The organism is Streptomyces sp. Je 1-4 4N24 (assembly GCF_026239515.1).
Lineage (GTDB): Bacteria > Actinomycetota > Actinomycetes > Streptomycetales > Streptomycetaceae > Streptomyces > Streptomyces nigrescens.
Window position 1 is genome coordinate 4264208 of sequence record NZ_CP110836.1, and the last position, 22016, is coordinate 4286223.

Annotated in this window: 18 protein-coding genes and 1 tRNA gene; 11 read left to right on the forward strand and 8 right to left on the reverse strand. The window is 71.3% G+C overall.

Features of this window, described 5'->3' with window-relative positions:
• Positions 1-67: 67 nt before the first annotated feature.
• On the forward strand, positions 68-877 hold the full coding sequence (locus SLV14N_RS18340; RefSeq protein ID WP_263270213.1) for a nucleotidyltransferase: 810 nt from the start codon (positions 68-70) through the stop codon (positions 875-877).
• Positions 878-964: 87 nt separating this feature from the next.
• On the opposite strand, the gene SLV14N_RS18345 is transcribed toward SLV14N_RS18340, so the two are convergent.
• From SLV14N_RS18345 to SLV14N_RS18360, 4 genes are all read right to left on the reverse strand, one after another.
• Positions 965-1801 carry an MBL fold metallo-hydrolase gene (locus SLV14N_RS18345; RefSeq protein WP_208682001.1) on the reverse strand — a complete coding sequence of 279 codons (837 nt, stop codon included), beginning with the start codon at positions 1799-1801 and terminating at the stop codon, positions 965-967.
• Positions 1798-2745 (reverse strand): NUDIX domain-containing protein, encoded by a 948-nt coding sequence (locus SLV14N_RS18350; protein WP_208682003.1) that lies wholly within the window; start codon positions 2743-2745, stop codon positions 1798-1800. The genes SLV14N_RS18345 and SLV14N_RS18350 overlap by 4 nt, the downstream gene beginning before the upstream one ends.
• 123 nt (positions 2746-2868) lie before the next feature.
• On the reverse strand, positions 2869-3333 hold the full coding sequence (locus SLV14N_RS18355; protein WP_208682005.1) for a RidA family protein: 465 nt from the start codon (positions 3331-3333) through the stop codon (positions 2869-2871).
• Positions 3330-3491, reverse strand: a complete 162-nt coding sequence (locus SLV14N_RS18360; RefSeq protein WP_003975360.1) for a DUF4177 domain-containing protein — start codon at positions 3489-3491, stop codon at positions 3330-3332. Before SLV14N_RS18360 ends, SLV14N_RS18355 begins: the two co-directional genes overlap by 4 nt.
• Before the next feature lie 208 nt (positions 3492-3699).
• On the opposite strand from SLV14N_RS18360, the gene SLV14N_RS18365 reads away from it, so the two are divergent.
• Together SLV14N_RS18365 and SLV14N_RS18370 are read left to right on the forward strand one after the other, a co-directional pair.
• Positions 3700-4758, forward strand: a complete 1059-nt coding sequence (locus tag SLV14N_RS18365) for an ArsA-related P-loop ATPase (RefSeq protein WP_208682007.1) — start codon at positions 3700-3702, stop codon at positions 4756-4758.
• Positions 4755-6173 (forward strand): ArsA family ATPase, encoded by a 1419-nt coding sequence (locus SLV14N_RS18370; protein ID WP_263270214.1) that lies wholly within the window; start codon positions 4755-4757, stop codon positions 6171-6173. Before SLV14N_RS18365 ends, SLV14N_RS18370 begins: the two co-directional genes overlap by 4 nt.
• Before the next feature lie 235 nt (positions 6174-6408).
• On the opposite strand, the gene SLV14N_RS18375 is transcribed toward SLV14N_RS18370, so the two are convergent.
• Positions 6409-6750, reverse strand: coding sequence for a WhiB family transcriptional regulator (locus SLV14N_RS18375; protein WP_018089958.1), 342 nt, complete (start codon positions 6748-6750; stop codon positions 6409-6411).
• A gap of 383 nt (positions 6751-7133) precedes the next feature.
• On the opposite strand from SLV14N_RS18375, the gene SLV14N_RS18380 reads away from it, so the two are divergent.
• Positions 7134-9332 carry a transglycosylase domain-containing protein gene (locus tag SLV14N_RS18380; RefSeq protein WP_208682012.1) on the forward strand — a complete coding sequence of 733 codons (2199 nt, stop codon included), beginning with the start codon at positions 7134-7136 and terminating at the stop codon, positions 9330-9332.
• Between the two features lie 90 nt (positions 9333-9422).
• Here the strand turns inward: SLV14N_RS18380 and SLV14N_RS18385 are convergent, their stop codons facing one another.
• Positions 9423-9887, reverse strand: coding sequence for a GatB/YqeY domain-containing protein (locus SLV14N_RS18385; protein ID WP_208682014.1), 465 nt, complete (start codon positions 9885-9887; stop codon positions 9423-9425).
• A gap of 125 nt (positions 9888-10012) precedes the next feature.
• On the opposite strand from SLV14N_RS18385, the gene SLV14N_RS18390 reads away from it, so the two are divergent.
• The 6 genes from SLV14N_RS18390 to SLV14N_RS18415 all read left to right on the forward strand — a co-directional run bounded on the left by SLV14N_RS18390 (position 10013) and on the right by SLV14N_RS18415 (position 18821).
• A complete protein-coding gene (locus tag SLV14N_RS18390) occupies positions 10013-10939 on the forward strand; it encodes a metallophosphoesterase (protein ID WP_263270215.1) in 927 nt (308 codons plus the stop codon).
• A 177-nt stretch (positions 10940-11116) separates the two neighbouring features.
• Positions 11117-11842 (forward strand): integral membrane regulator, encoded by a 726-nt coding sequence (locus SLV14N_RS18395; protein ID WP_263270216.1) that lies wholly within the window; start codon positions 11117-11119, stop codon positions 11840-11842.
• Positions 11843-11854: 12 nt separating this feature from the next.
• Positions 11855-11928, forward strand: a tRNA-Pro gene (locus SLV14N_RS18400).
• Between the two features lie 752 nt (positions 11929-12680).
• Positions 12681-16730: an AAA family ATPase gene (locus SLV14N_RS18405; RefSeq protein WP_263270217.1), complete on the forward strand. Its 4050-nt coding sequence runs from the start codon at positions 12681-12683 to the stop codon at positions 16728-16730.
• A 538-nt stretch (positions 16731-17268) separates the two neighbouring features.
• The gene (locus SLV14N_RS18410) at positions 17269-18057 is read left to right on the forward strand and encodes a GntR family transcriptional regulator (RefSeq protein WP_263270218.1); all 789 of its coding nucleotides are present in this window, start codon (positions 17269-17271) and stop codon (positions 18055-18057) included.
• 5 nt (positions 18058-18062) lie between these two features.
• Entirely contained in the window at positions 18063-18821 is a 759-nt protein-coding gene (locus SLV14N_RS18415) for a glycosyltransferase (RefSeq protein WP_263270219.1), read from the forward strand.
• Between the two features lie 36 nt (positions 18822-18857).
• Here SLV14N_RS18415 and SLV14N_RS18420 read toward each other — a convergent pair whose 3' ends face one another.
• The gene (locus SLV14N_RS18420) at positions 18858-19781 is read right to left on the reverse strand and encodes an FkbM family methyltransferase (protein ID WP_208682023.1); all 924 of its coding nucleotides are present in this window, start codon (positions 19779-19781) and stop codon (positions 18858-18860) included.
• Between the two features lie 263 nt (positions 19782-20044).
• On the opposite strand from SLV14N_RS18420, the gene SLV14N_RS18425 reads away from it, so the two are divergent.
• Positions 20045-20572, forward strand: coding sequence for a hypothetical protein (locus SLV14N_RS18425; RefSeq protein ID WP_263270220.1), 528 nt, complete (start codon positions 20045-20047; stop codon positions 20570-20572).
• An 80-nt stretch (positions 20573-20652) separates the two neighbouring features.
• Here the strand turns inward: SLV14N_RS18425 and SLV14N_RS18430 are convergent, their stop codons facing one another.
• On the reverse strand, positions 20653-21870 hold the full coding sequence (locus SLV14N_RS18430) for an amidohydrolase family protein (protein ID WP_263273208.1): 1218 nt from the start codon (positions 21868-21870) through the stop codon (positions 20653-20655).
• Positions 21871-22016 lie beyond the last annotated feature (146 nt).

Genomic DNA, 22016 nt, shown 5'->3' on the forward strand with positions numbered 1-22016 from the left:
CGGCCCATGGCCCCGCGGGCCCGTAATTGGCTCGCCGGACCGCCGACGGCCTCGCCATAGTGACGCCATGACCCACGGCACCGGACTGGACCGGGACGGCTGCTTCCTGCGGGAGGGATCCCTGGACCGGGTGTCCGCGCAGTTCGCGCCCGTCGTGGCGGAGCTGGGCGCCCGGCTCGGCGGCCACTTCGGGCCCGGCCGGCTGCACAGCAGCTATCTCTACGGCAGCATCCCGCGCGGCACCGCCGTCCCCGGCACCTCCGACCTCGATGCGCTGCTCGCCCTGCGGGAGGAGCCCACCGAGGCGGACCGGGCCGCCGCCCGCGCCGTCGAGGACGGCCTCGATGCGGCCTTCCCCCAGATCAACGGCGTCGGAATCCTGCTGGTCGGCGTGGACCGGGTGCTGAGCGAGCCGGAGCGGTACGACCTGGCGTGGTTCGTCGCCTGTCTGTGCACCCCGCTCAGCGGACCCGATCTCGCCGCTCGGCTGCCCCGCTACCGCCCCACCTCGCTCCTCGCCCGCGAGACCAACGGCGATCTCTTCCGCAGCCTGCCCGGTCTGCGCGCGAAGGCCGCGGCGGCCACCACGGAAGCCGAGCGCACCCGGCTGACGCGGGGTGTGGCGCGCCGGCTCGTCCGTACCGGATTCACCCTGGTCATGCCGCGCTGGGGCGGCTGGACGAGCGATCTCACCCGGTCCGCCGAGGTGTTCGGCCGCTATTACCCGGCGCACGCCGGGCAGATGCGCGCCGCGGCCCGCGCCGCCCGGACGCCCGCCGCGTACCCGGAGCTGCTGGACGAGCTGCTCTGCGGCCTCGCCCCCTGGCTGGCCGACGAGTATCTGGCCGTCCACGGGGCGAAGGCTCCCCGCCCGTAGGCGCGCTGACGGAGCCTCTCGGCAACTGCGCGGACCGGCTCCGAGGAACCGGCCCGGGGGCGGCCCGCCGGCCGGCCCGCGCCGCCGTCAGTCCTCGATCAGCCCGTGCTCGCCCAGATAGTCCAGCTGCGCCCGCACCGACAGCTCGGCGGCCGGCCACAGGGAGGGGTCGACATCGGCGTACACGCTCGCGACGACCTCGGCGGGCGTGCGATGGCCGGCCTCGACCGCGGTCTCCACCTGGGCGAGCCGGTGCGCCCGGTGCGCCAGATAGAACTCCACGGCTCCCTGGGCGTCGTTCAGCACCGGCCCGTGGCCCGGCAGGACCGTCGCCACCCCGTCGTCGACCGTGAGGGAGCGCAGCCGGCGCAGCGAGTCCAGGTAGTCGCCCAGCCGCCCGTCGGGGTGCGCGACCACGGTGGTGCCGCGGCCCAGGATCGTGTCGCCGGTGAGCACCGCGCGGTCGGCCGGGAGGTGGAAGGAGAGCGAGTCCGCGGTGTGGCCCGGGGTGGGCACCACTCGCAGTTCCAGGCCTCCGGTGGTGATGACATCGCCCGCGTCGAGCCCCTCGCCGCCCAGGCGCAGCGCCGGATCCAGCGCCCGTACGGACGAGCCGGTGAGCTCGGCGAAGCGGGCGGCGCCGTCGGAGTGGTCCGGGTGACCGTGGGTCAGCAGGGTCAGTGCGATGCGCTTGCCGGCCCGCTCGGCGGTCTCGATGACGGCGCGGAGATGGGTCTCGTCGAGCGGCCCGGGGTCGATGACGACGGCGAGGTCGGAGTCCGGCTCGGCGACGATCCAGGTGTTGGTGCCGTCCAGCGTCATCGGCGAGGGGTTCGGGGCGAGTACGCACTGGGCGCGCGCGGTCGCGGGCCCCGAAATCACTCCGCCGCGGGGCTGACCGGGGAGGGCGGCTGCATCGGTCATGTGGGGGTCCCTCCCGAGGGGCCGGCGCCGTCCGTGGACCCGTCGGGCTCGCCGCCCCCAGGGGCACCGGTACCGGCGTCCGTCTGTGTGATGTGCTTGGTGAACTCGTCGTGCCCCGGCCAGCTCAGCTCGATCTCGCCGCCCACAAGGCGGGCCCGGGCCAGCACCGGCGTCAGGTCCTGGGCCTCCGCGGCGGCCAGCGCGTCGGCGGCGGTGGCGTACCGCTGGAGCCCGCGCAGGGTCGCGATGGTCGGCGGCATCATCAGCAGCTCACCGCGGTCATAGCCGGCCGCGGCGGTTTCCGGCCGGATCCACACCGTACGGTCCGCCTCCGTGGAAGCGTTCCGGGTGCGCTGGCCCTCGGGCAGCGCGGCGACGAAGAACCAGGTGTCGTAGCGCCGCGGTTCGAACTCCGGGGTGATCCAGCGGGCCCAGGCGCCCAGCAGGTCGGAGCGCAGCACCAGACCGCGCCGGCCCAGGAAGTCGGCGAAGGACAGCTCATGGGCGACCAGGGCGGCGCGGTCCGCCTCCCAGTCCTCACCCGTGGTGTCCGCGACGACCGTGGCGGCCGAGGCACCGGCGAGCAGCACCCCCGCCTCCTCGAACGTCTCGCGGACCGCCGCACAGACGATGGTCTGCGCGGTGGCCGGGTCGACGCCCATACGGACCGCCCACTGGGCGCGGGACGGCCCGGCCCAGGCCACCGGCCGCTCGTCACGGGGATCGACGGACCCGCCCGGATAGGCGTACGCGCCTCCGGCGAAGGCCATGGAGGCGCGTCTGCGCAGCATGTGGACGGCGGGGCCGCCGGAGTCGGAGTCCCGCAGCAGCAGGACGGTCGCGGCCCGCCGGGGCTCGGCAGGGGTCAGCTCGCCGTTCGCGAGCGCCCGGATACGGTCCGGCCACTCCGGCGGGTACCACTGGCCATTGGTCGTGGACGACATGGCCGGATGCTATGCGCTCGCGCGCGGATGTTCGAGGCCCTCTTTCGCGCCGGAGGGCCCCTGCTGACGAGGGGCCCTCCGGCACACGGCACGCACTACGGGTGCCGACGTCCCTGCGGGTGCCTATTCGGCGATCTCGACCTGGATCTCGACCTCGACCGGCGCGTCGAGCGGCAGCACCGCCACGCCCACCGCGGACCGGGCGTGCACGCCCTTGTCGCCGAGGATCTCGCCCAGCAGCTCGCTGGCGCCGTTGAGGACACCCGGCTGGCCGGTGAAGTGCGGCGCGGAGGCCACGAAGCCGACGACCTTCACGACCCGCTGGATCTTGTCGAGGTCGCCGATGACGGACTTCACGGCGGCCAGCGCGTTGAGCGCGCAGGTCGCGGCGAGTTCCTGGGCCCGCTCCGGGCTGACGTCGGCGCCGACCTTGCCGGTGGCCGGCAGCGCACCGTCCACCATCGGCAGCTGGCCGGAGGTGTACACATAGGCGCCGGAGCGCACCGCGGGCTGGTAGGTGGCCAGCGGCGGCACGACCTGCGGCAGCTTGAGGCCGAGCGCCGCGATCTTTTCCTCCGCCGCGCTCACGCCTGCTTCTCCCGCTTCAGGTAGGCCACCAACTGCTCGGGGTTGTTCGGGCCCGGGACGACCTGGACCAGCTCCCAGCCGTCCTCGCCCCAGGTGTCCAGAATCTGCTTCGTCGCGTGCACGAGCAGCGGCACGGTCGCGTATTCCCACTTGGTCATGGGCCGAGCGTAATGCCTGTCCACGACCGCCGCGGACGCCGTCCGCCACAGCCCGCCCGCACCCGTCCCGGACGGCGTTCAACGGACCGGCCGCCGGGCCCCTGGGGAGCATCCCCGACCCGTCCCGGAGAGATCAGAGGTAGATATCCGGGGCTTCCCAGGCGTATCCCGTGCGTAGCCGGGACGCGGACTGGTTAGGCTCCTTGGCGTGAGCAGGCTCCATGTCGTCAGCGGCAAGGGCGGCACCGGCAAGACCACGGTCGCCGCTGCCCTCGCCCTCGCCCTGGCCACCGAGGGGCGCCGTACCCTCCTGGTCGAGGTCGAGGGCCGGCAGGGCATTGCCCAGTTGTTCGAGACCGAAGCGCTTCCTTACGAGGAACGCAAGATCGCGGTGGGTCCCGCATCGGAAGGGGCCTCACCGTGGGGTTCGCCCCGCGCGGAATCCGTCGGGGACTCCGCGCGCGGCAGTGGTGGGAGACGGGCGGGCGGCGAGGTCCACGCCCTCGCCATCGACGCCGAACGCGCCCTCCTGGACTACCTCCAGATGTTCTACAAGCTGGGCAGCGCGGGCCGGGCGCTGAAGAAGCTCGGCGCGATCGACTTCGCCACGACCATCGCGCCGGGCCTGCGGGACGTCCTGCTGACCGGCAAGGCATGCGAAGCGGTGCGCCGCAAGGACAAGAACGGCAAGTTCGTCTACGACGCCGTCGTGATGGACGCCCCGCCGACCGGCCGCATCACCCGCTTCCTGAACGTCAATGACGAGGTGGCCGGTCTGGCGAAGATCGGCCCGATCCACAACCAGGCGCAGGCCGTGATGCGGGTCCTCAAGTCGCCCGAGACCGCGGTGCATCTGGTGACGCTCCTGGAGGAGATGCCCGTCCAGGAGACCGCCGACGGGGTCGAGGAGCTGCGCGCCGCCGGCATCCCGGTGGGCGGCATCGTCATCAACATGACCCGCCCGGCGCTGCTGGACAACGGCGATCTCGACATCGCCGCCCGTGGCGCCCGTGCGGGCGTCGCCAAGGCGCTCTCCGAGGCCGGTCTGGGCGGCGCCCGCCGCGGCGGGCTGGCGGACCGGCTGATCGACCCCCTGCTGGAGCAGGCACGCGAACACGCCGAGCGGGTCGAGCTGGAGCGCGCCGAGTACGCCGAGCTGACCGCCATCGGCCTGCCCACCTACGAGTTGGAGCTGCTCCCCGAGGGAGTGGACCTCGCCGGGCTCTACCACCTGGCGAGAGACCTGCGGAAACAGGGGCCCATATGACCTCGGACACCACGACGCTGGACGCCTCGGCCCCGCGGCTCGAGGTCGATGCGCTGATCGACGACCCACACACCCGCATCGTGGTGTGCTGCGGTTCGGGCGGCGTCGGCAAGACCACGACCGCCGCGGCGCTGGGTGTGCGTGCCGCCGAGCGCGGCCGCAAGGTCGTCGTGCTCACCATCGACCCGGCCCGGCGGCTGGCGCAGTCCATGGGCATCTCCGAGCTCGACAACGTCCCGCGTCAGGTCAAGGACGTCGACGAGAGCGCGGGCGGCGAACTGCACGCGATGATGCTGGACATGAAGCGCACCTTCGACGAGATCGTCGAGGGCCATGCGGACGCCGACCGGGCCCGCGCGATCCTGGAGAACCCCTTCTACCAGTCCCTGTCGGCCGGCTTCGCGGGCACACAGGAGTACATGGCCATGGAGAAGCTGGGCCAGCTCCGCGCGAACGACGAGTGGGACCTGATCATCGTCGACACCCCTCCGAGCCGCTCCGCACTGGACTTCCTGGACGCGCCCAAGCGCCTGGGCTCCTTCCTGGACGGCAAGTTCATCCGGGTGCTGATGGCGCCGGCGAAGGTCGGTGGCCGGGCCGGCATGAAGTTCCTCAATGTCGGCATGTCGATGATGACCGGCACCCTCAGCAAGCTCATGGGCGGCCAACTGCTGCGCGATGTGCAGACGTTCGTGGCCGCGATGGACACCATGTTCGGCGGCTTCCGCACCCGCGCGGACGCCACCTACCGCCTGCTGCAGGCGCCCGGTACGGCATTTCTCGTGGTGGCCGCGCCGGAGCGGGACGCCCTGCGCGAGGCGGCGTACTTCGTCGAGCGGCTGGCCGCCGAGCAGATGCCGCTGGCCGGCCTGGTGCTGAACCGTGTGCACGGCAGCGGCGCCGCCCAACTGAGCGCCGAGCGCGCACTGGCCGCCGCCGAGGCCCTCACGGACCGCTTGGCGGAGGACACCCATGCGGACACCCAAGCGGACGCCCCCGCGGACACCGACGCGGAGGCAGAGTCGGCCCCGGACGCCGCGGCCGGTCCCGCCCCCGACCGCACAGAAAATAATCTTGAAACCACCGGCATTGTGGATCTCGACGGCGGGAAGGCTGGATCACGTACCGCCGGCGGCCTCTCCCCCGCTGCCGCGGCGGAGCAAGTGACACCCACCTCGGCCTCAGCGGCGCAACTGGCCGCCGGGCTGCTACGACTGCACGCAGAACGTATGCAGGTCCTCGCGCGCGAACGGCGCACGCGGGACCGCTTCACCGCGCTGCACCCCGAGGTTCCGGTGACGGAGGTCGCCGCGCTGCCCGGCGATGTCCATGACCTCGCAGGGCTGCGTGCCATCGGCGACCGCCTGGCGCTGAATCCCACGGACACCGAGGACCTCACGAACACCGACGACTGAGCCGTACGCACGGCCGGTTCAGCCATCCGCCCAGCGACACGGCGCGGTTCACCACGCACCCGCCAGGCGCCTCACCATGTCTTCACGGGGCGCGCTGATCAGCGCGCCCGCCCCCCATCCATGCCTCCAACTCCGGTGGAAGTCACCGTCACCGACGGCACGTTGCGTCTGCTGACCGATCAGACCGCGCCATCAACCGAACCTTCTCGGCCGACTTCTCCCGGCCTGCCCGCCGCTACCCCACCGCGGCCAACTCGTCGAAGGCGTCGTCGTCACAGTCCACCGGCAGAATGCCCGTGCTGCGCTCATATTCCGTACGCGCTGTCTCCAGCAGCCGGCGCCATGACGTCACGGTCGGGCGGCGACGCAGCAGCGCCCTCCGCTCGCGTTCGGTCATCCCGCCCCACACGCCGAACTCCACCCGGTTGTCCAGGGCGTCGGCCAGGCACTCCGTGCGCACCGGACATCCGGTGCACACCGCCTTGGCGCGGTTCTGCGCCGCCCCTTGCACGAACAGTTCATCCGGATCGGTGGTGCGGCACGCTGCCTGCGTACTCCAGTCGGTTACCCAGCCCATGCTGGCGCCGTCCTCTCCCGAATCGAGGCTCCCCCACGGCGGCAAGCGGCATATTCACCGTTGCCAGTTGAGGACGTTACGGAAGGCAGGCAGGGCGCAACACCCCCTTCGGGCCCAATCTTGGATGGCCCGAACGGACTATGCGTATGCGGCAGATCACCCAACGGAGTGACCGTGCGGCATACGTCACTTTGCGCACAAGGCAGGACAGTTCACCGTCCTGACACGGGGTTTTCCTCGGCACCTGCGGGCACGTGGGGGCGCGTCCCGCGGGAAGTAGGGGTTGACGAACCGATGCGTAACCGTTCGGCTGTGGTAGCTGAGGACAGGCTAAACGAACACGTGCGCCCCTGTCCGGCGGATTGAGAACGTAGGCTGCCCTCATGCCTAAGAAGCGCGATGGCGGAGGTCTGTCCAAGACGCAGCAGGCCGCCAAGTTCCTCGGAGTCAGCGTCCTGGCCGGAGCGGTACTCGCCGGTCTTGCGCTCCCGGCGGCCGGGGCGCTCGGCCTGACCGCCAAGGGGTCGGTCGAGGGCTTCGACGACATCCCGGCGAACCTCAAGACGCCGCCGCTCAGCCAGCGGACCAGGATTCTGGACGCGAAGGGCGGCGAGATCGCCAAGGTCTACTCCCGTGACCGCACGGTCGTCGGCCTCGAGGACATGTCGCCGTACATCCGGCAGGCGATCGTCGCGATCGAGGACGCGCGCTTCTACGAGCACGGCGCCATCGACCTGAAGGGCATCCTGCGGGCGGTCAACAAGAACGCCCGGTCGGGCGGCGTCTCCGAGGGCGCCTCGACGCTGACCCAGCAGTACGTGAAGAACGTCTTCGTCGAGGAGGCCGGGGACAACGCGGACAAGGTCGCGCAGGCCACCCAGCAGACCCTCGGCCGCAAGGTCAAGGAACTCAAGTACGCGATCCAGGTCGAGAAGGAACTCGGCAAGCGGAAGATCCTGCAGAACTACCTCAACATCACGTTCTTCGGGCAGCAGGCCTACGGCGTCGAGGCGGCCGCCCAGCGCTACTTCAGCAAGCACGCCAAGGACCTCAACCTGGAGGAGTCGGCGCTGCTGGCCGGCATCGTCCAGTCGCCGACCCGCTACGACCCGGTCAACGCCCCGCAGGAGGCCACCAAGCGGCGCAACACCGTGCTGCAGCGGATGGCCGATCTGAAGGACGTCAGCCAGGCGCAGGCCGACGCGGCCGCGAAGAAGCCGATCAAGCTGGCGGTCAGCCGTCCCAAGAACGGCTGCATCACCGCCGCCGACGGCGCCGGCTTCTTCTGCGACTACATCCGCAAGGCCTTCCTCAACGACAAGAACTTCGGCAAGAGCCGGAAGGTCCGCCTGCAGCGCTGGAACGAGGGCGGCATGACCATCCGCACCACCCTCGATCCGCAGTCCCAGAAGTCGATCCAGGCGTCGCTGCGCGACCACGTCTACGAGGACGACCCGGTCGCCGGTGCCGCCACCATCGTCGAGCCGGGCACCGGCAAGATCCTCGGCATGGGCCAGTCACGCCCGTACGGCTTCCGCGAGAACCAGACCGTGATCAACCTCTCGGTCGATCACGACATGGGCGGCGGCGCCGGTTACCAGCCCGGGTCGACCTTCAAGCCGGTGATCGCGGCGGCCGCGCTGGAGCAGGGGACGAATCCGGAGCAGGAGTACCCCTCGCCGTACCGGATGCCGTACCCGAGCCCGGTCCAGACCTGCGACGGCGAGTGGCAGGGCACCGACATGACGCAGAACGAGAACAAGGAAGAGGTCGGCCCGTACGCCATGAAGGAGGCGACCGCGAAATCGGTCAACACCTACTTCGTGCAGCTGATCAGCGATATCGGCATCTGCCCCGCGGTGAAGATGGCCCAGAAGATGGGTATCGAGCGGGCGGACGGCAAGCCGTTGCAGCAGGTCCCGTCGATGACGCTCGGTGTGCAGGAGATGTCGCCGCTGACCATGGCCGCCGGCTACGCCGCCTTCGCCAACGGTGGTGAGTACTGCTCCCCCGTCGCCATCGAGTCGATCACCGACGCACGGGGCCGGGCGCTCAAGGTCCCGCAGACCAGCTGCCGCAGCGCGATGTCCAAGAGGACCGCCGACACGATCAACACCCTCCTCAAGGGCGTCGTCGAGGACGGCACCGGCAAGGAAGCCGGTCTCCAGGGACGGGACAGCGCCGGCAAGACCGGTACCAGCGACAGCCGCTACGCCGCCTGGTTCGTCGGCTACACCCCGAACGCGGCCGGCGCGGTCTGGGTCGGCGACCCGATGCACAAGCGCAAGATGTACGACATCAGCATCGGCGGGGTCCCCCACGCCAAGGTCTACGGCGCCGACACCCCCGGCCCCATCTGGCGCGACGCGATGGCCGGTGCGCTCGCCGACCGGCCCGCGCCCGAGCTGCCCACCGTCCCGATCGCCGATCCGGCCAAGGACAGGGGCCACGGCGACGAAGGCGACAAGGGCCGCGGCAAGCACAAGCCGGGCCGCGGCCACGGCGGCGACAACAAGCCGGGCGGCGGCTGGAGCATCCCGGGCTTCCCCGACATTCTGGGCGGCGGCAACGGCGGCTGGTAGGCGGCCGGTTGGCCCGTACGACAACGGCTGAGGGGCGCCCCCACCACGGGGGCGCCCCTCAGCCGTCCTTCAAAGACTCCGTCCGGCCGCTCAGCCGGCCAGCAGCTTCTTGACCACCGCGGCCACCCGGCCGCCCTCGGCGCGGCCCGCCACCTGCGGATTGACGATCTTCATGACGGCGCCCATCGCCCGCGGGCCCTCGGCCCCGGCGCCCTTGGCCTCCGCCACCGCCGCCGCGACCAGCTGCTCCAGCTCGTCGTCGGTCAGCGGCTGGGGCAGATAGTCCGCGAGAACCTCGCCCTCGGCGCGCTCCCGCTCGGCCTGCGCGGCCCGGCCGCCCTTCTCGAAGGCGTCCGAGGCCTCCCGGCGCTTCTTCGCCTCGCGCGCGATGATCTTCTCGACCTCGCCGTCGGACAGCTCACGCGCCTCGGTGCCCGCGACCTCCTCCTTCTGGATCGCGGTCAGCGTGAGACGGAGGGTGGAGGAGCGCAGCTCGTCGCGCGCCTTGATCGCGACGGTGAGGTCGTCCTGCAGCTTGGACTTGAGCGTGGTCATGACGTCGAGTATGCCCCCACCCACCGACACCTGCCGCGCCTTTTCCTCCCGGCCCGCCACACCCGCCGCCCCACGGGCCGCTCCTCCGCCGCATCCACCCCGCTCACTCTGCGACGATGGGACGCATGCGCGCGCGATACGGAGTACCCCTGACCCTGACCGCAGTCGGCGCGGCCGGCCTGGCCTACGCCGCCGGCTTCGAAGTCCGCTCGTTCCGCCTCCGGCGCGTCACCGTGCCCGTACTGCCCCGCGGTATGCGGCCGTTGCGCGTCCTGCAGGTCTCCGACATCCACATGGTCGGCGGGCAGCGCAAGAAGCAGCGCTGGCTGCAGTCGCTCGCCGGGCTGCGCCCCGACTTCGTCATCAACACGGGCGACAACCTCTCCGACCCCGAGGGCGTCCCCGAGACGCTGGACGCGCTCGGCCCGCTGATGGAGATCCCCGGCGCGTACGTCTTCGGCTCCAACGACTACTACGGCCCCAAGCTCCGCAACCCTGCCCGCTACCTGATCGAGCGGGTCCAGGGCCGGCACGGCCTCAACGGCAACGCTCCCGCCGTGGGTGTCGTCCACAACCCGTGGGAAGAGCTGCGGGACGCGTTCGACGCGGCCGGCTGGGTCGGCCTGTCCAATTCCCGCGGCCGGCTGAAGCTGGAGGGCATCGAGATCGCCCTGACCGGCCTGGACGACCCGCACATCAAGCGGGACCGCTACGCCGAGGTGGCCGGCGGCCCGGAATCCGGCGCCGATCTCTCCCTGGCCGTCGTGCACGCCCCCTACCTGCGCTCGCTGGACGCCTTCACCGCCGACGGCTATCCGCTGATCCTGGCCGGCCACACCCACGGCGGCCAGCTCTGCATCCCCTTCTACGGCGCCCTCGTCACCAACTGCGACATCGACACCGACCGGGTGAAGGGCCTGTCCACCCACACCGCGACCGGCCGCACCTCCTACCTCCATGTCTCCGCCGGCTGCGGCACCAACCGCTACACCCCCGTCCGCTTCGCCTGCCCCCCGGAGGCGACGCTGCTGACGCTGACGGCGCGGGACTGAGAGGGGCCCGGGGGCTGAAACCCCGGAGGTGTGGGGGCTCGGGCCGCGGATCGGAGGCTCGGGCCCGGGGCCTCATGTGCTGAGGCCGGGGCGCAGAGGTGTGGTCCCCGGGCCCGTTCCGGGGTTTTGCCGGATCGGGTCTCCCCCGCCCGCTGATCATCCCCCTAACGTGGAGGAATGTCCGACCCCACCCGGACCTCGCAGTCCACGCGCCACGCCACCGACCCTGCCGCTGCCGCCGCCCGCACCCCGGCCGCCGCCGTCGCCCCCACGATCCGCCGCCCCCGGGCAGCCGCCTTCCGCGCCCTGCTCGCCGCGGCCGCCCTGACCGGCCTGCTCCTCGCCGCTCTCGGCTCCGCCGCGCCGGCCCACCTCCTCACCCGCTTCACCGTGCAGGCCAACCTCGCCGTGGCGCTGGTCTCCGCCTGCTCCGCCCACCGCGCGTGGACCGGCCGCCGCCCCGTGAGCCCCCGCATCACCGGCGCCCTCCTCCTCTTCCTCGCCCTGCCCGCCCTCGCCCACTACGCCCTCCCGGCCGCCACCACCGCCTTCACGCTGCCGGAAGCCGGCACCCCCACCGCCGCCCGAGTCATCGCCCCTCTGCTCCTCTATGTCCTCACCCCGCTCGCCGCCCTCGCCGACTGGCTGCTGCTCACCGGCCCCCGCGGCTTCCGCCTGTCCTGTGCCTGGCAGTGGCCGGCCTACCCCCTCCTGCACCTCGCGTTCGCCCTCGCCTTCCCCGCCGCGGCCGGCGCCCCGCCCCCCACCGTCGCCACCGCCCTCACCCTCGCCCTGGCGATCTGTCTGCTCCCCTTGATCACCATCGGGATCGACCAGGTCAGGCCCGCTCCCCGGCTCCACAACAACCGGATTTCGCCTCAGGGGATCGGTCCGCTAAAGTAGAGCTCGTTGCTTCGGGGTGTAGCGCAGCTTGGCAGCGCGCTTCGTTCGGGACGAAGAGGTCGTGGGTTCAAATCCCGCCACCCCGACTGAGAAGTAGCAGGTCAGGCCCGGCTTCCGGAAACGGAAGCCGGGCCTGACGCGTACTCCGGGCCGCCCCGGGAGCAGCGAGGATTGGATCTTGAATTCGCGCCCGCCTCCCGGCCGCCGCCTGTTGACGCCCCTTCAGGGACTTCCCCTTGGTCGCCGGGCACCGCACCAGAAGTGATCCGGGCCACAATCGGCGGCGCCGCACGGGGCCGGGTTCGCTCGGCGGGACAGGTCGCGGGCCCAACTCACCCTCGGTCCGGCCGGCGAGGCCGCACGGTCCGGCCGGGCAAGCCGCACGGTCCGCACGCCTGGCCCGGGTCGTACGGCAGAACCAACGCCGCGCCGTTCGCCACCGGTCCCTCCCCTCGTGGGGACCGGTGCCGAACGGCGCGGGCGGCGTCGATCCGCGCCCCCCGTACCGGCGCGGATCCAGAAAGGGCCGGGCCCGTGGTCGACGCGGCGGCAGTCCGGATGGGACGGTTCCACAGTTCCCTCGCGCTCATTGCGCCGAGTCCGTCACGACCGTCTCGTGACTCCGACGGAAGGAGACCGCATGCATCAGGAGTTGTCTCCGAGCACTGAACTGGTGGCCTGTCCGGGCAACGCCCGGTTGCTGCGCCGCTGCGACGTGATCCTGCCAGCTGAGGCTCCCGCCGAGGAGGTTCCGGCATCGGGCCGACGGTTTAACCACAGGTCAGCCCGCTAAGGTGAGTTTTCCGGTCCGGATGTCCAAGTGCGGGGGACGTAGGGGGTGGAGACCTTGAGTGCCGACTCAGGGGCACGCAGAGCCTTCGCGGAACGTCTCGCGCTGCTGTACAAGGAGGCCGGCAACCCTCCTCTCAAGAAGGTGGCCGAGGCGGTCGTCCGGCTTCAGCGGGTCGACGAACGCGGGCGGCCCGTGCGGGTGTCCGTCCAGAGGATCAGCGACTGGCGGCGGGCCAAGAACGTGCCCGCGCAGTTCGCCGCCCTCGCAGCGGTGCTGCACATCCTGATCCCGCAGGCCCGGCGCCTGCGCCCCGCGCCGGTGTCCACGGGCCTGTACGACCTGGCCCAGTGGCAGCGGCTGTGGGAGCGGGCGGTCGACGACCGTGCCGCGGCATCCGCGGCCTCCGCGCAGGAGGAGGAACGTCCCCCGGACGAGGCCGCGACCGTCCAGGGTGTGTGCCCGTACCGGGGGCTGGCTTCGTACCGTCAGGAGGACGCCCGGTGGTTCTTCGGACGGGAGCGGAGCACGGAGGCCCTCGTCGCTCAGCTCCGCGCAGCGGAGAAGACGGGCGGCCTGGTCATGCTCGTGGGCGCCTCGGGGGCCGGAAAGTCCTCCCTGCTGAACGCCGGCCTGGTGCCCGCACTGCAGAACGGCGCTCCGGGCGACGAGGACAGCCCGGAGCGGGAGGTCCTGCAGCTCGTGCCGGGCGGCGATCCGCTCGCCGAGCTGACCCGCCGCGTCCCTGAGCTCGCCCACGTCCTCTCCGGCGCGGAGGAGTCGGCGGCGCAGGAGCCCGGTACGCCGCACTTCGCGCGCGCGGTGCGGGAGGCCGTCACGGCATGGGCGGGGCGCGGGACGTCCTCCGCCGCCCGCCCGGTCCTGATCGTGGACCAGTTCGAGGAGGCGTTCACCCTCTGCTCCGACGAGGCGGCCCGGCGCACCTTCATCCAGCTCCTGCACGCCGCGTGCACCCCCTCCCCCGAGTTCTCGACATCGCTCGAACAGGGGGGACCCCCATGCCCGGACGGCCCGGCCCCCGTCCTCGTCATCCTCGGCATACGCGCCGACTTCTACGAACAGTGCCTCGGGTATCCCGAACTGGCCGACGCACTGCAGCACCGGCACATGGTGCTCGGACCGCTGACCACCACGGAGCTGCGCGAAGCGGTGGCCGGCCCGGCCAAGGCCGTGGGTCTGGAGCTCGAACCGGGGCTGGCGGAACTGATCGTCCGGGAAGTGAGCGCCGACGGCTTCAGCGGGGCGCACGACGCGGGGGTGCTGCCGCTGCTCTCGCACGCCCTGCTCGCCACCTGGCAGCGGCGGAAGGCGGGACGGCTGACGCTGTCCGGCTACCGCGCGGCGGGCGGGATCCAGGGCGCGGTGGCGGCGACCGCCGAGCGGGCCTGGTCCGGCCTCGACCCGACCGCACGCCTGGCCGCGAGACTGCTCCTCCTCCGGCTGGTCCGGCTGGGCGAAGACACCCAGGCCACCCGCCGGCGGGGGACGCGGCGCCAACTGGCGGACGAGTCGGCGGACCCGCCCAAGACGAAGGAGTCGCTCGAAGCGCTGGTGCACGCCCGTCTGGTGACGCTCGACGCGGACGCGGTGGAGATCACCCATGAAGCGCTGCTGCACGCCTGGCCGCGGCTGCGCGACTGGATCGACGAGGACCGGAACGGCAATCTGCTGCGCCAGCGGCTGGAGGAGGACGGCAGGGCCTGGGAGGGCTCGAACCGGGACACCTCACTCCTCTACCGGGGTTCCCGTCTGGAGCAGGCCCGCAACTGGGCCGATTCTGCCGGTGACACCTTTCTGACCCGCAGCGCGGTGGAATTCCTGGCCGCCTCGGTCCGGCTGCGCAAGCGCTTCGTCCTGCTCAGCCGTGGTGCGGTGGCGGCTCTGATCGTCATGGCGATGCTGGCGGTCGGTTCCGCGGTGGTCGCATGGCAGCAGCGCGACGACACCGTTTTCGCGCAGGTGCTCGCCCAGGCCGACCGCGCCCAGTACACGGATCCCTCCTTGTCGGCGCAAATCGACCTGGTGGCACACGGCTTGCGGCCCGACGACGAGGGCACGAACAACCGCCTGATCTCGATGGTGAACACGCCGCTGGCCACGCCGCTCCTGGGCCACACCGGCGCCGTCTACCTCACCTCGTTCAGCCCGAACGGGCGGATCCTGGCCACCGCCAGCTATGACCGGACCGTCCGGCTGTGGGACGTGGCGGACCCGACGCGTCCCGAACCCCTGGGCAAGCCCCTCACCGGCCATGCGAGCTGGGTGAGCACCGCTGTCTTCAGCCCGGACGGACGCACTCTCGCCACTGCCTCGGACGACGGCACGGTCCGGCTGTGGGACGTGCGGGACCCCCGCCACCCACGCCCGCTCGGGGCGCCCCTGACCGGCCATGACGGCACGGTCTTCCTGCTCGCCTTCAGCCCCGACGGGCACACGCTGGCCACTGCCAACGAAGAGCACACCGTTCGTCTGTGGGACCTCCGCGATCCGCAGCGGCCGACGACGCGCGGTGTTCTGACCGGCCCCACCGCCGCCGTGCGCTCCGTGGCGTTCAGCCCCGACGGCCGGGCCCTGGCAGCCGGTGGCGACGACAACAGGATCCGGCTGTGGGACGTGGCCGACCGGCGTCGTCCGGCGCGGCTCGACAAGGTCCTGACCGGCCACACGGACACGGTGCACTCCGTGGCCTTCAGCCCCGACGGCCACACCCTCGCCAGCGGCAGCTCGGACAACACCATCCGGCTCTGGAACGTGGCCTCACCACGTCACGCGGCACCGCTCGGCGCGCCCCTCACCGGCCACACCGGTCCGCTGTGGTCCGTGGCCTTCAGCCCCGACGGCAACATGCTCGCCGCCGGCAGCGCGGACAGCACGGCGAGCCTGTGGAACGTCAGCGATCCGGCGTACCCGTCGCAGGTCGGCGAGCCTCTCGCGGGCAGCAGTGGGGAGATGTACGCCGTGGGGTTCAGCCCTGACGGCCGGACGCTGGCCACGGGAAGCGGCGACAGCAAGGTCCGTCTCTGGTCGATTCCGACCTCGAACATGGTCGGCCGCATCGGAACGTTCCGCCCGGACGGACAGGTGCTCGCCACGGGCGCCCGCGACCGGAGGGTGCGGCTGTGGAATGTGCACAATCCCCACCGGCCCGCAGTGCTGGGCAAACCGTTCACGCCCGGTAAGGGCGATGTGCGGTCGCTGGCGTTCTTCCCCGACGGCCGCACCCTCGCGGTGCTGATGGGAAGCCAGACGGTGGAGCTGTGGAACGTCGCCGACCCGACCCGTCCGGTCTCCTACGGGAAGCCCGTCGAGCTGCGGACCCGGTTCGTGGGGCCCGATGCGCTGGCCATAAGCCCGGACGGGCGCACTTTGGCAACCGCCTACGAGGACCACACCATCCAGCTGTGGGACGTCAGCGCCCCGTCCCACGTGCGTCGGCTCGGCACACCGCTCACGGGCCACAAGGGCTACGTCAACTCCCTCGTCTTCAGCCCCGACGGACGCACCCTCGCCAGCGGCAGCGCGGACGACACCGTCCGGCTCTGGAGCACGGACGACCCCCGTCACGCCGACCGACTCGGTGCGCCCCTCACGGGGCACCTGGGACCCGTCAACGCGCTCGCCTACAGTCCGGACGGCCACACCCTGGCCAGCGGCAGCGACGACGACACCGTCCGGCTCTGGGACACGGCCGACCCCCGCAGGGCGACCCGGCTGGGCTCCCCTCTCACCGGCCACACCGAAGCGGTCGTGTCGCTGACGTTCAGCGAGGACGGCCACACCCTGGCGAGCGGCGGCAACGACAACACGGTCCGGTTCTGGCGCATCACGCATCCGTCCAAGGCCGCTCCCATCGGTCAGTCGACGAGCCCCAACGCCAAGACAGGCAATTTCCTGTCGTTCAGTCCCAAGAGCCACATGCTCGGAGTGTCGAGCGGCGCCGGTACCGTCCGGCTGTGGGACCTGGACCCCGACAAGGCCATTCGCCACATTTGCTCCACCACGCGGGGCGTTCTGACGCCGGAGAAATGGCGCGAGTATCTGCCTCTTCTCTCGTACGCGCCACCGTGCGGCAAGTAACGAAGCCGCCCGGCCGAACGCCCTCGGCTCAAGCATCAGGCGGGACGCTCCCGGCCGGCCGTGCCGCGCCCTCGGTCCTGCGTTTCCACCCCTCACGTACCGCTTTACGTGACTCCAACCACAACTCTGTATGGCAATTCGGCAGTTGGCCCCCACATCGCGGACAGCCTTGCTAGTCTTGGCCACAGCCCGATCGCTGGTGCATCCCCCGTCGCCAGCGATCGGGCGTTTTCGCGCCCTGCGCCGCACATATTGCGCGGCGCTTTCGCTACGGTGCGGGGCCGGAATTGGCCGGCCCCATCTCGTCCGGATCTCGCCCGCATCTCGTCCGGGCCCTTTCGGGACGAAATGGTCGCGGGTTCAAATACCGCCACCCCGCCGAAGGAATGGCACGCCGTTCAGCCCTTAACTCCTCTTCATGAGCGGCCCCCACCGCGGTGTACGCGCTCCACTCGTCAACATCTCTTTAGGAGTCGTAAGCTGGCACTGTCCGGCCGGTGAGCCGGCCGGGGCGCCAGGAACGGAACGGTGAGCGCCCATGGCAGTGGCGTACGAGCGGATCGCGGACGAGCTCCGCGAGGCCATCCGTGCAGGTGAGCTGAAGCCCGGGGACAAATTGCCGGCGGAGTCGAAGCTCGCCGAACGGTTCCGGCGCAGCGTGCCGACCATCCGCGAGGCGCTCCGCGCCCTCCGGGACGAAGGCCTGATCGAGAAGCAACACGGGCGCGGTAATTTCGTCCGCCGGCAACGCACCTCCGCGCTGCGCACGAACCGCCGCCACCAGTGGGAGAAGAACCGGGCACGCGAGCCGCTGGCGGAGCGGGCCCAGACCGGCGCCACCGAGCACGACACCGGCCTGACGGTCGACGACCTGGTCTTCCATGCCTCGTACCGCAAGGTCGAGGCGGACAAGGGCCTCGCGGAAGCCTTCGGTCTCCCCGAAGGCACCGCCCTCCTCGAACGCACCTACCGCACCAGGTACGCGGCCGAGAGCGCGCCCTTCAGCCTGGTGACCTCGTACCTCGTCCACCACCTGGTCGCGAGGAACCCCGCTCTCCTGGACGAGTCGAACGAGCCGTGGCCCGGGGGTTCGCAGAGCCAGCTCTACACCGTCGGCATCGAGCTGGACCGCGTCGAGGAGCGCGTCACCGCCCGCCCGCCGACGCCGGAGGAGGCAGCGGAGCTGGAGCTGTGGCCCGGCACGTCGGTACTCGCCCTCCGGAAGACCTCGATCGACATCAACGACCGGGTAGTTGACGTCTCCGACGTCATCCTTCCTGGCGACCGCACGGAAATGCTGTTCACCACTCCCCTGGAAAGGTGGTGAGTGCCGTGCGCCGGCGCCTCATCATCGTCACTGCCGTGCATGCGCCCTCGGCGCACTTCCTGCCGGAGGCCTACAAGTCGCTCTGCCAACAGGACCTCCCCGACGGGTGGGAATGGCACTGGGTCATCCAGGAGGACGGAAAGAGCAACGACGTTGCTCCGCATGTCCCCGATGACGAGCGGGTGACGTTCCGGCAGGGGCGGCCCGGTGGCCCCGGCGTCGCCCGCACCATCGCCCTCGCGCACGCGGAGGGCGAGTACATCAAGGTCCTGGACGCCGACGACCAGTTGACGCCCGGTGCGCTGGCCCGGGACCTGGCCGCGCTCGAAGGCGACGGCGGTATCAGCTGGACGACGTCCCGCGTCCTCGATCTGCTGCCCGACGGCTCCACCGCCGGCTTTCCCGGGGACCCCGAGCCGGGGCCGGTCGAGCGGGGAGCCGTGCTCGACTTCTGGAAGGCGAACGGTTTCCGCGCCCAGGTCCACCCGGCGACCCTCTGCGTCCGGCGCGACCTGCTCCTCGCCCTCGGCGGGTGGATGGCCCTGCCCGCCTCGGAGGACACCGGGCTGCTGCTCGCCCTGAATGCCACGAGCCGCGGCTGGTTCTCCTCCGAAGTAGGCCTCCACTACCGCAAGTGGCCCGGCCAGGCGACCGGCCAGGCATCCCACACCGACACCGCCGAACGCGATGCCCGCATGGCGGTCGTGGAGGCCAGGGCGCGACAGCTCACACAGTTCAAGTGGCGCTACCCGGCCACGGATTGATCTGGGGGCGGCTCAGCCGCCGACGGGTACCGCCTCTCAAGGCAGCGTTTCCGCATCGACGCGCGAGAAGACCAGATCGCTCTCCTCGACCACCGGATGCCGCCATCGCACCGGCACGGCCGGTGAGCCGCGCAGCGCCGCCGGATAGCTGCCCGGGGCATAGCTGTTGGGGAGTCGGTAGACGTGAAACCCGTGCTCCCGCATCGTCGTGAGCAGCTCACCGGGCGACTCCCCCAGCGCTTCCATCCGCTCAGGGGTCACCTCCACAGTGATCTCCGCATCCGGCCGGAGCTTGTCGAGCACCGGAGCCAGGCCACGGATCACGGCGCCCTCCGCCCCCTCCACATCAATCTTGATCACGCGCGCCCCGGCGATTTCGTCCGCGTCCAGCACCTGGGGTAGCGGGTACGCCTCGACATCGAGCGTGGACTCCGCCGGACCGCCGTACGGAACGATGCTGGCCGCCCCCATGTTGCTTGAGCTCGCGAGGATGAGCGTCACCGTCTTCGGCTCGTCGGCGACGGCGGAATTGACGGTGCGGAGGTTGCTGCAACCGTTGATCTCGGCGTGCCGGCGGACCCTGGCGTGAAACGTCGGCGAGGCCTCAATGGCCACCACCCGGCCCTCCTCCCCCACGAGCTGTGAGGCGAGCAGGCTGAAATAACCGACATTGGCGCCGACGTCGATATACGTGTCCCCCGGTCGGAGCCGGCGCTGCAGCCAGTGCGTCATGTGCGGCTCCCACAGGCCGAACAGGTAGACGAAGCGCTGGATCAGATCCTGTGTGTCCACGGCCATGGCGGCGCCGAACCGGGTACGGACGACCCTCTGGCGTGGGTGATCCCGTAGCCATGGGTTCAGGTACCGCGTGGCGAGTGCCGCCTTTCCCAGCGAGCCGGGGCCGTCCCTCACATATCCGCGCCCGAGAGTGGCCAGCGTCTCACTTATGGTGCTGCTCATCCGATCGTCCTCCGCCGCCGGGTTCTCCCGGAACCGTAGCGCCCGGTCACCCCCGTACGGCCCTTGCCTCCGCGCCCCCGGCGTCTGCCGTGCGGGCGAGGGGACCGGGCACCGCTCTGGTCTGTTGCGGCCCGGCGTGCCACTCTGCGCGACACCCGCCGCTCGGCCCTGACCGTCACCGTGCCCAGGGCCGACAAGGGATATCCATGACGCAGCGCTGTCGCTCTGACAGACACGTCGCTGTGACGGACAAGGAGACGGCAATGAGCGAGTCCCACGGAGTTGAGCAAGAGAGCGCCCCGCAGGCCCACGCCACCCTGATCCAGGAAACGGGGGTGCCGAGCACCGAGGAAGCCCTCAGGAAGAGGCACACCGCACGCGCGCGAAGCGCCGCCGACCGCACCAGGGCCGCGTGCCGCCGGGCCGGCGTCGAGACGGACCCGGGCGCCGTCATAGCCGTACCGACCGAGGCCGCCGCAAAGGCCGCCAACGCCCTTCGGCTGTCCGCCGACGCGCTGGTGGCGCTGGCGGAGGGGGCCCCGGACCCCGCGGCCGATGCCCGTCAGGCCCGGAACGCCGCCGCTGCCTCCGTACTCGCCGCCCGGACGGCCCGGGACCGTGGCGCCGACGCGCTCTCCGATGCCGCGTACCAGGCCGCCCTCAAGGCATCGCAGGCCGCCGGCACGGCCGCGGGGAGGGAGGGCCTGGGCCGGAACGAGGTGCTGAACGCCGAGGCGGAGGCGGCCGAGGCGGCCGCCGTCGCCGCTGCCAGGGCCGCGGGCTGGGTGTAGAGCGACCCGGGACCTGTCCGGCACCGCATGACCACGACGTGGACGGTGCCGGACAGGGCCGGCGGGCGTGGGGCAGCCGGTCACTCCTGGTCGAAGGAGAGATCCAGCATCCGGATGGCATTGCCGCGCAGGATCTTGTACGTCACGTCGTCGGAGAGGCCTGCCACGTGCTCGGCCACCACCTGTTTCGTGTGCGGCCAGGTCGAGTCGACGTGCGGGTAGTCGGTCTCGAAGGTGGCGTTGTCGACGCCCACGGTCTCGATCGAGGCGACGCCGTGCTTGTCGCGGAAGAAGCAGCAGAAGATCTGCCGGTAGTAGTACGACGACGGCGGCTCGGGGATCAGGTCCTTCACCCCGCCCCACGCCCGGTGCTCCTCCCAGACGTCGTCGGCGCGCTCCAGGGCGTACGGGATCCACCCCATCTGGCCCTCGCTGTAGGCGAGCTTCAGCCGGGGGAACTTCACCAGGACCCCGCTGAACAGGAAGTCCATCATCGAGGCCATCGCGTTGTTGAAGCTCAGGGAGGCCTGCACGGCGGGCGGTGCGTCCGGTGACGCCGCCGGCATCTGCGAGGACGAGCCGATGTGCATGTTCACGACCGTGCCGGTCTCCTCGCACGCGGCGAAGAACGGGTCCCAGTAGCCGGAGTGGATGGACGGCAGCCCCAGATACGTCGGAATCTCGCTGAAGGTCACCGCACGCACCCCACGCGCGGCATTACGCCGGATCTCGGCGACCGCCAGGTCGATGTCCCACAGCGGGATCAGGCACAGCGGGATCAGCCGGCCCCCGCTGTCCCCGCACCACTCCTCCACCATCCAGTCGTTGTACGCCCGCACGCAGGCGAGCCCGACCTCCTTGTCCTCGGCCTCGGCGAAGGTCTGTCCGCAAAAGCGCGGGAACGTCGGGAAGCAGAGCGACGCCTCCACGTGGTTGAGGTCCATGTCCGCCAGCCGGGCCTTGGGGTCCCAGCAGCCGCGCCGCATCTGCTCCCGGGTGATCCCGTCCAGCGTCATCTCGTCGCGGGAGAAGCCCACGGCGGCGATGATGCGCTTGTACGGGAAGATCAGCCCCTCGTACTCCCACCAGTCCGTGATCTGCCCCTCGGGGTCCGTCGTGAACCGGTACTTCCCGCCGACGTACTCCAGCTCGCCGATGCCCGCGGTGAAGGGCTTCGGCCCCCTGTCCTGGTACTTCTTCGGAAGCCAGGTCTGGAAGAGGTGCGCGGGCTCGATCACGTGATCATCCACGCTGATGACCCTGGGAAGCTCCGCCGTGCCGCTCTCGTTGCTGATCACGCTGTACCCCCAACTGCCTGCCGGATGGCCGCGCCGCCGGACCGATATCTGACGACCCATCAGTTCGGAGGTTATGGGCTCACCCTTGCGACGACAAGGCGGGGCCGGGAACTCCACCCCTTGCGGTATCGCGCGTCGTCCGCTGA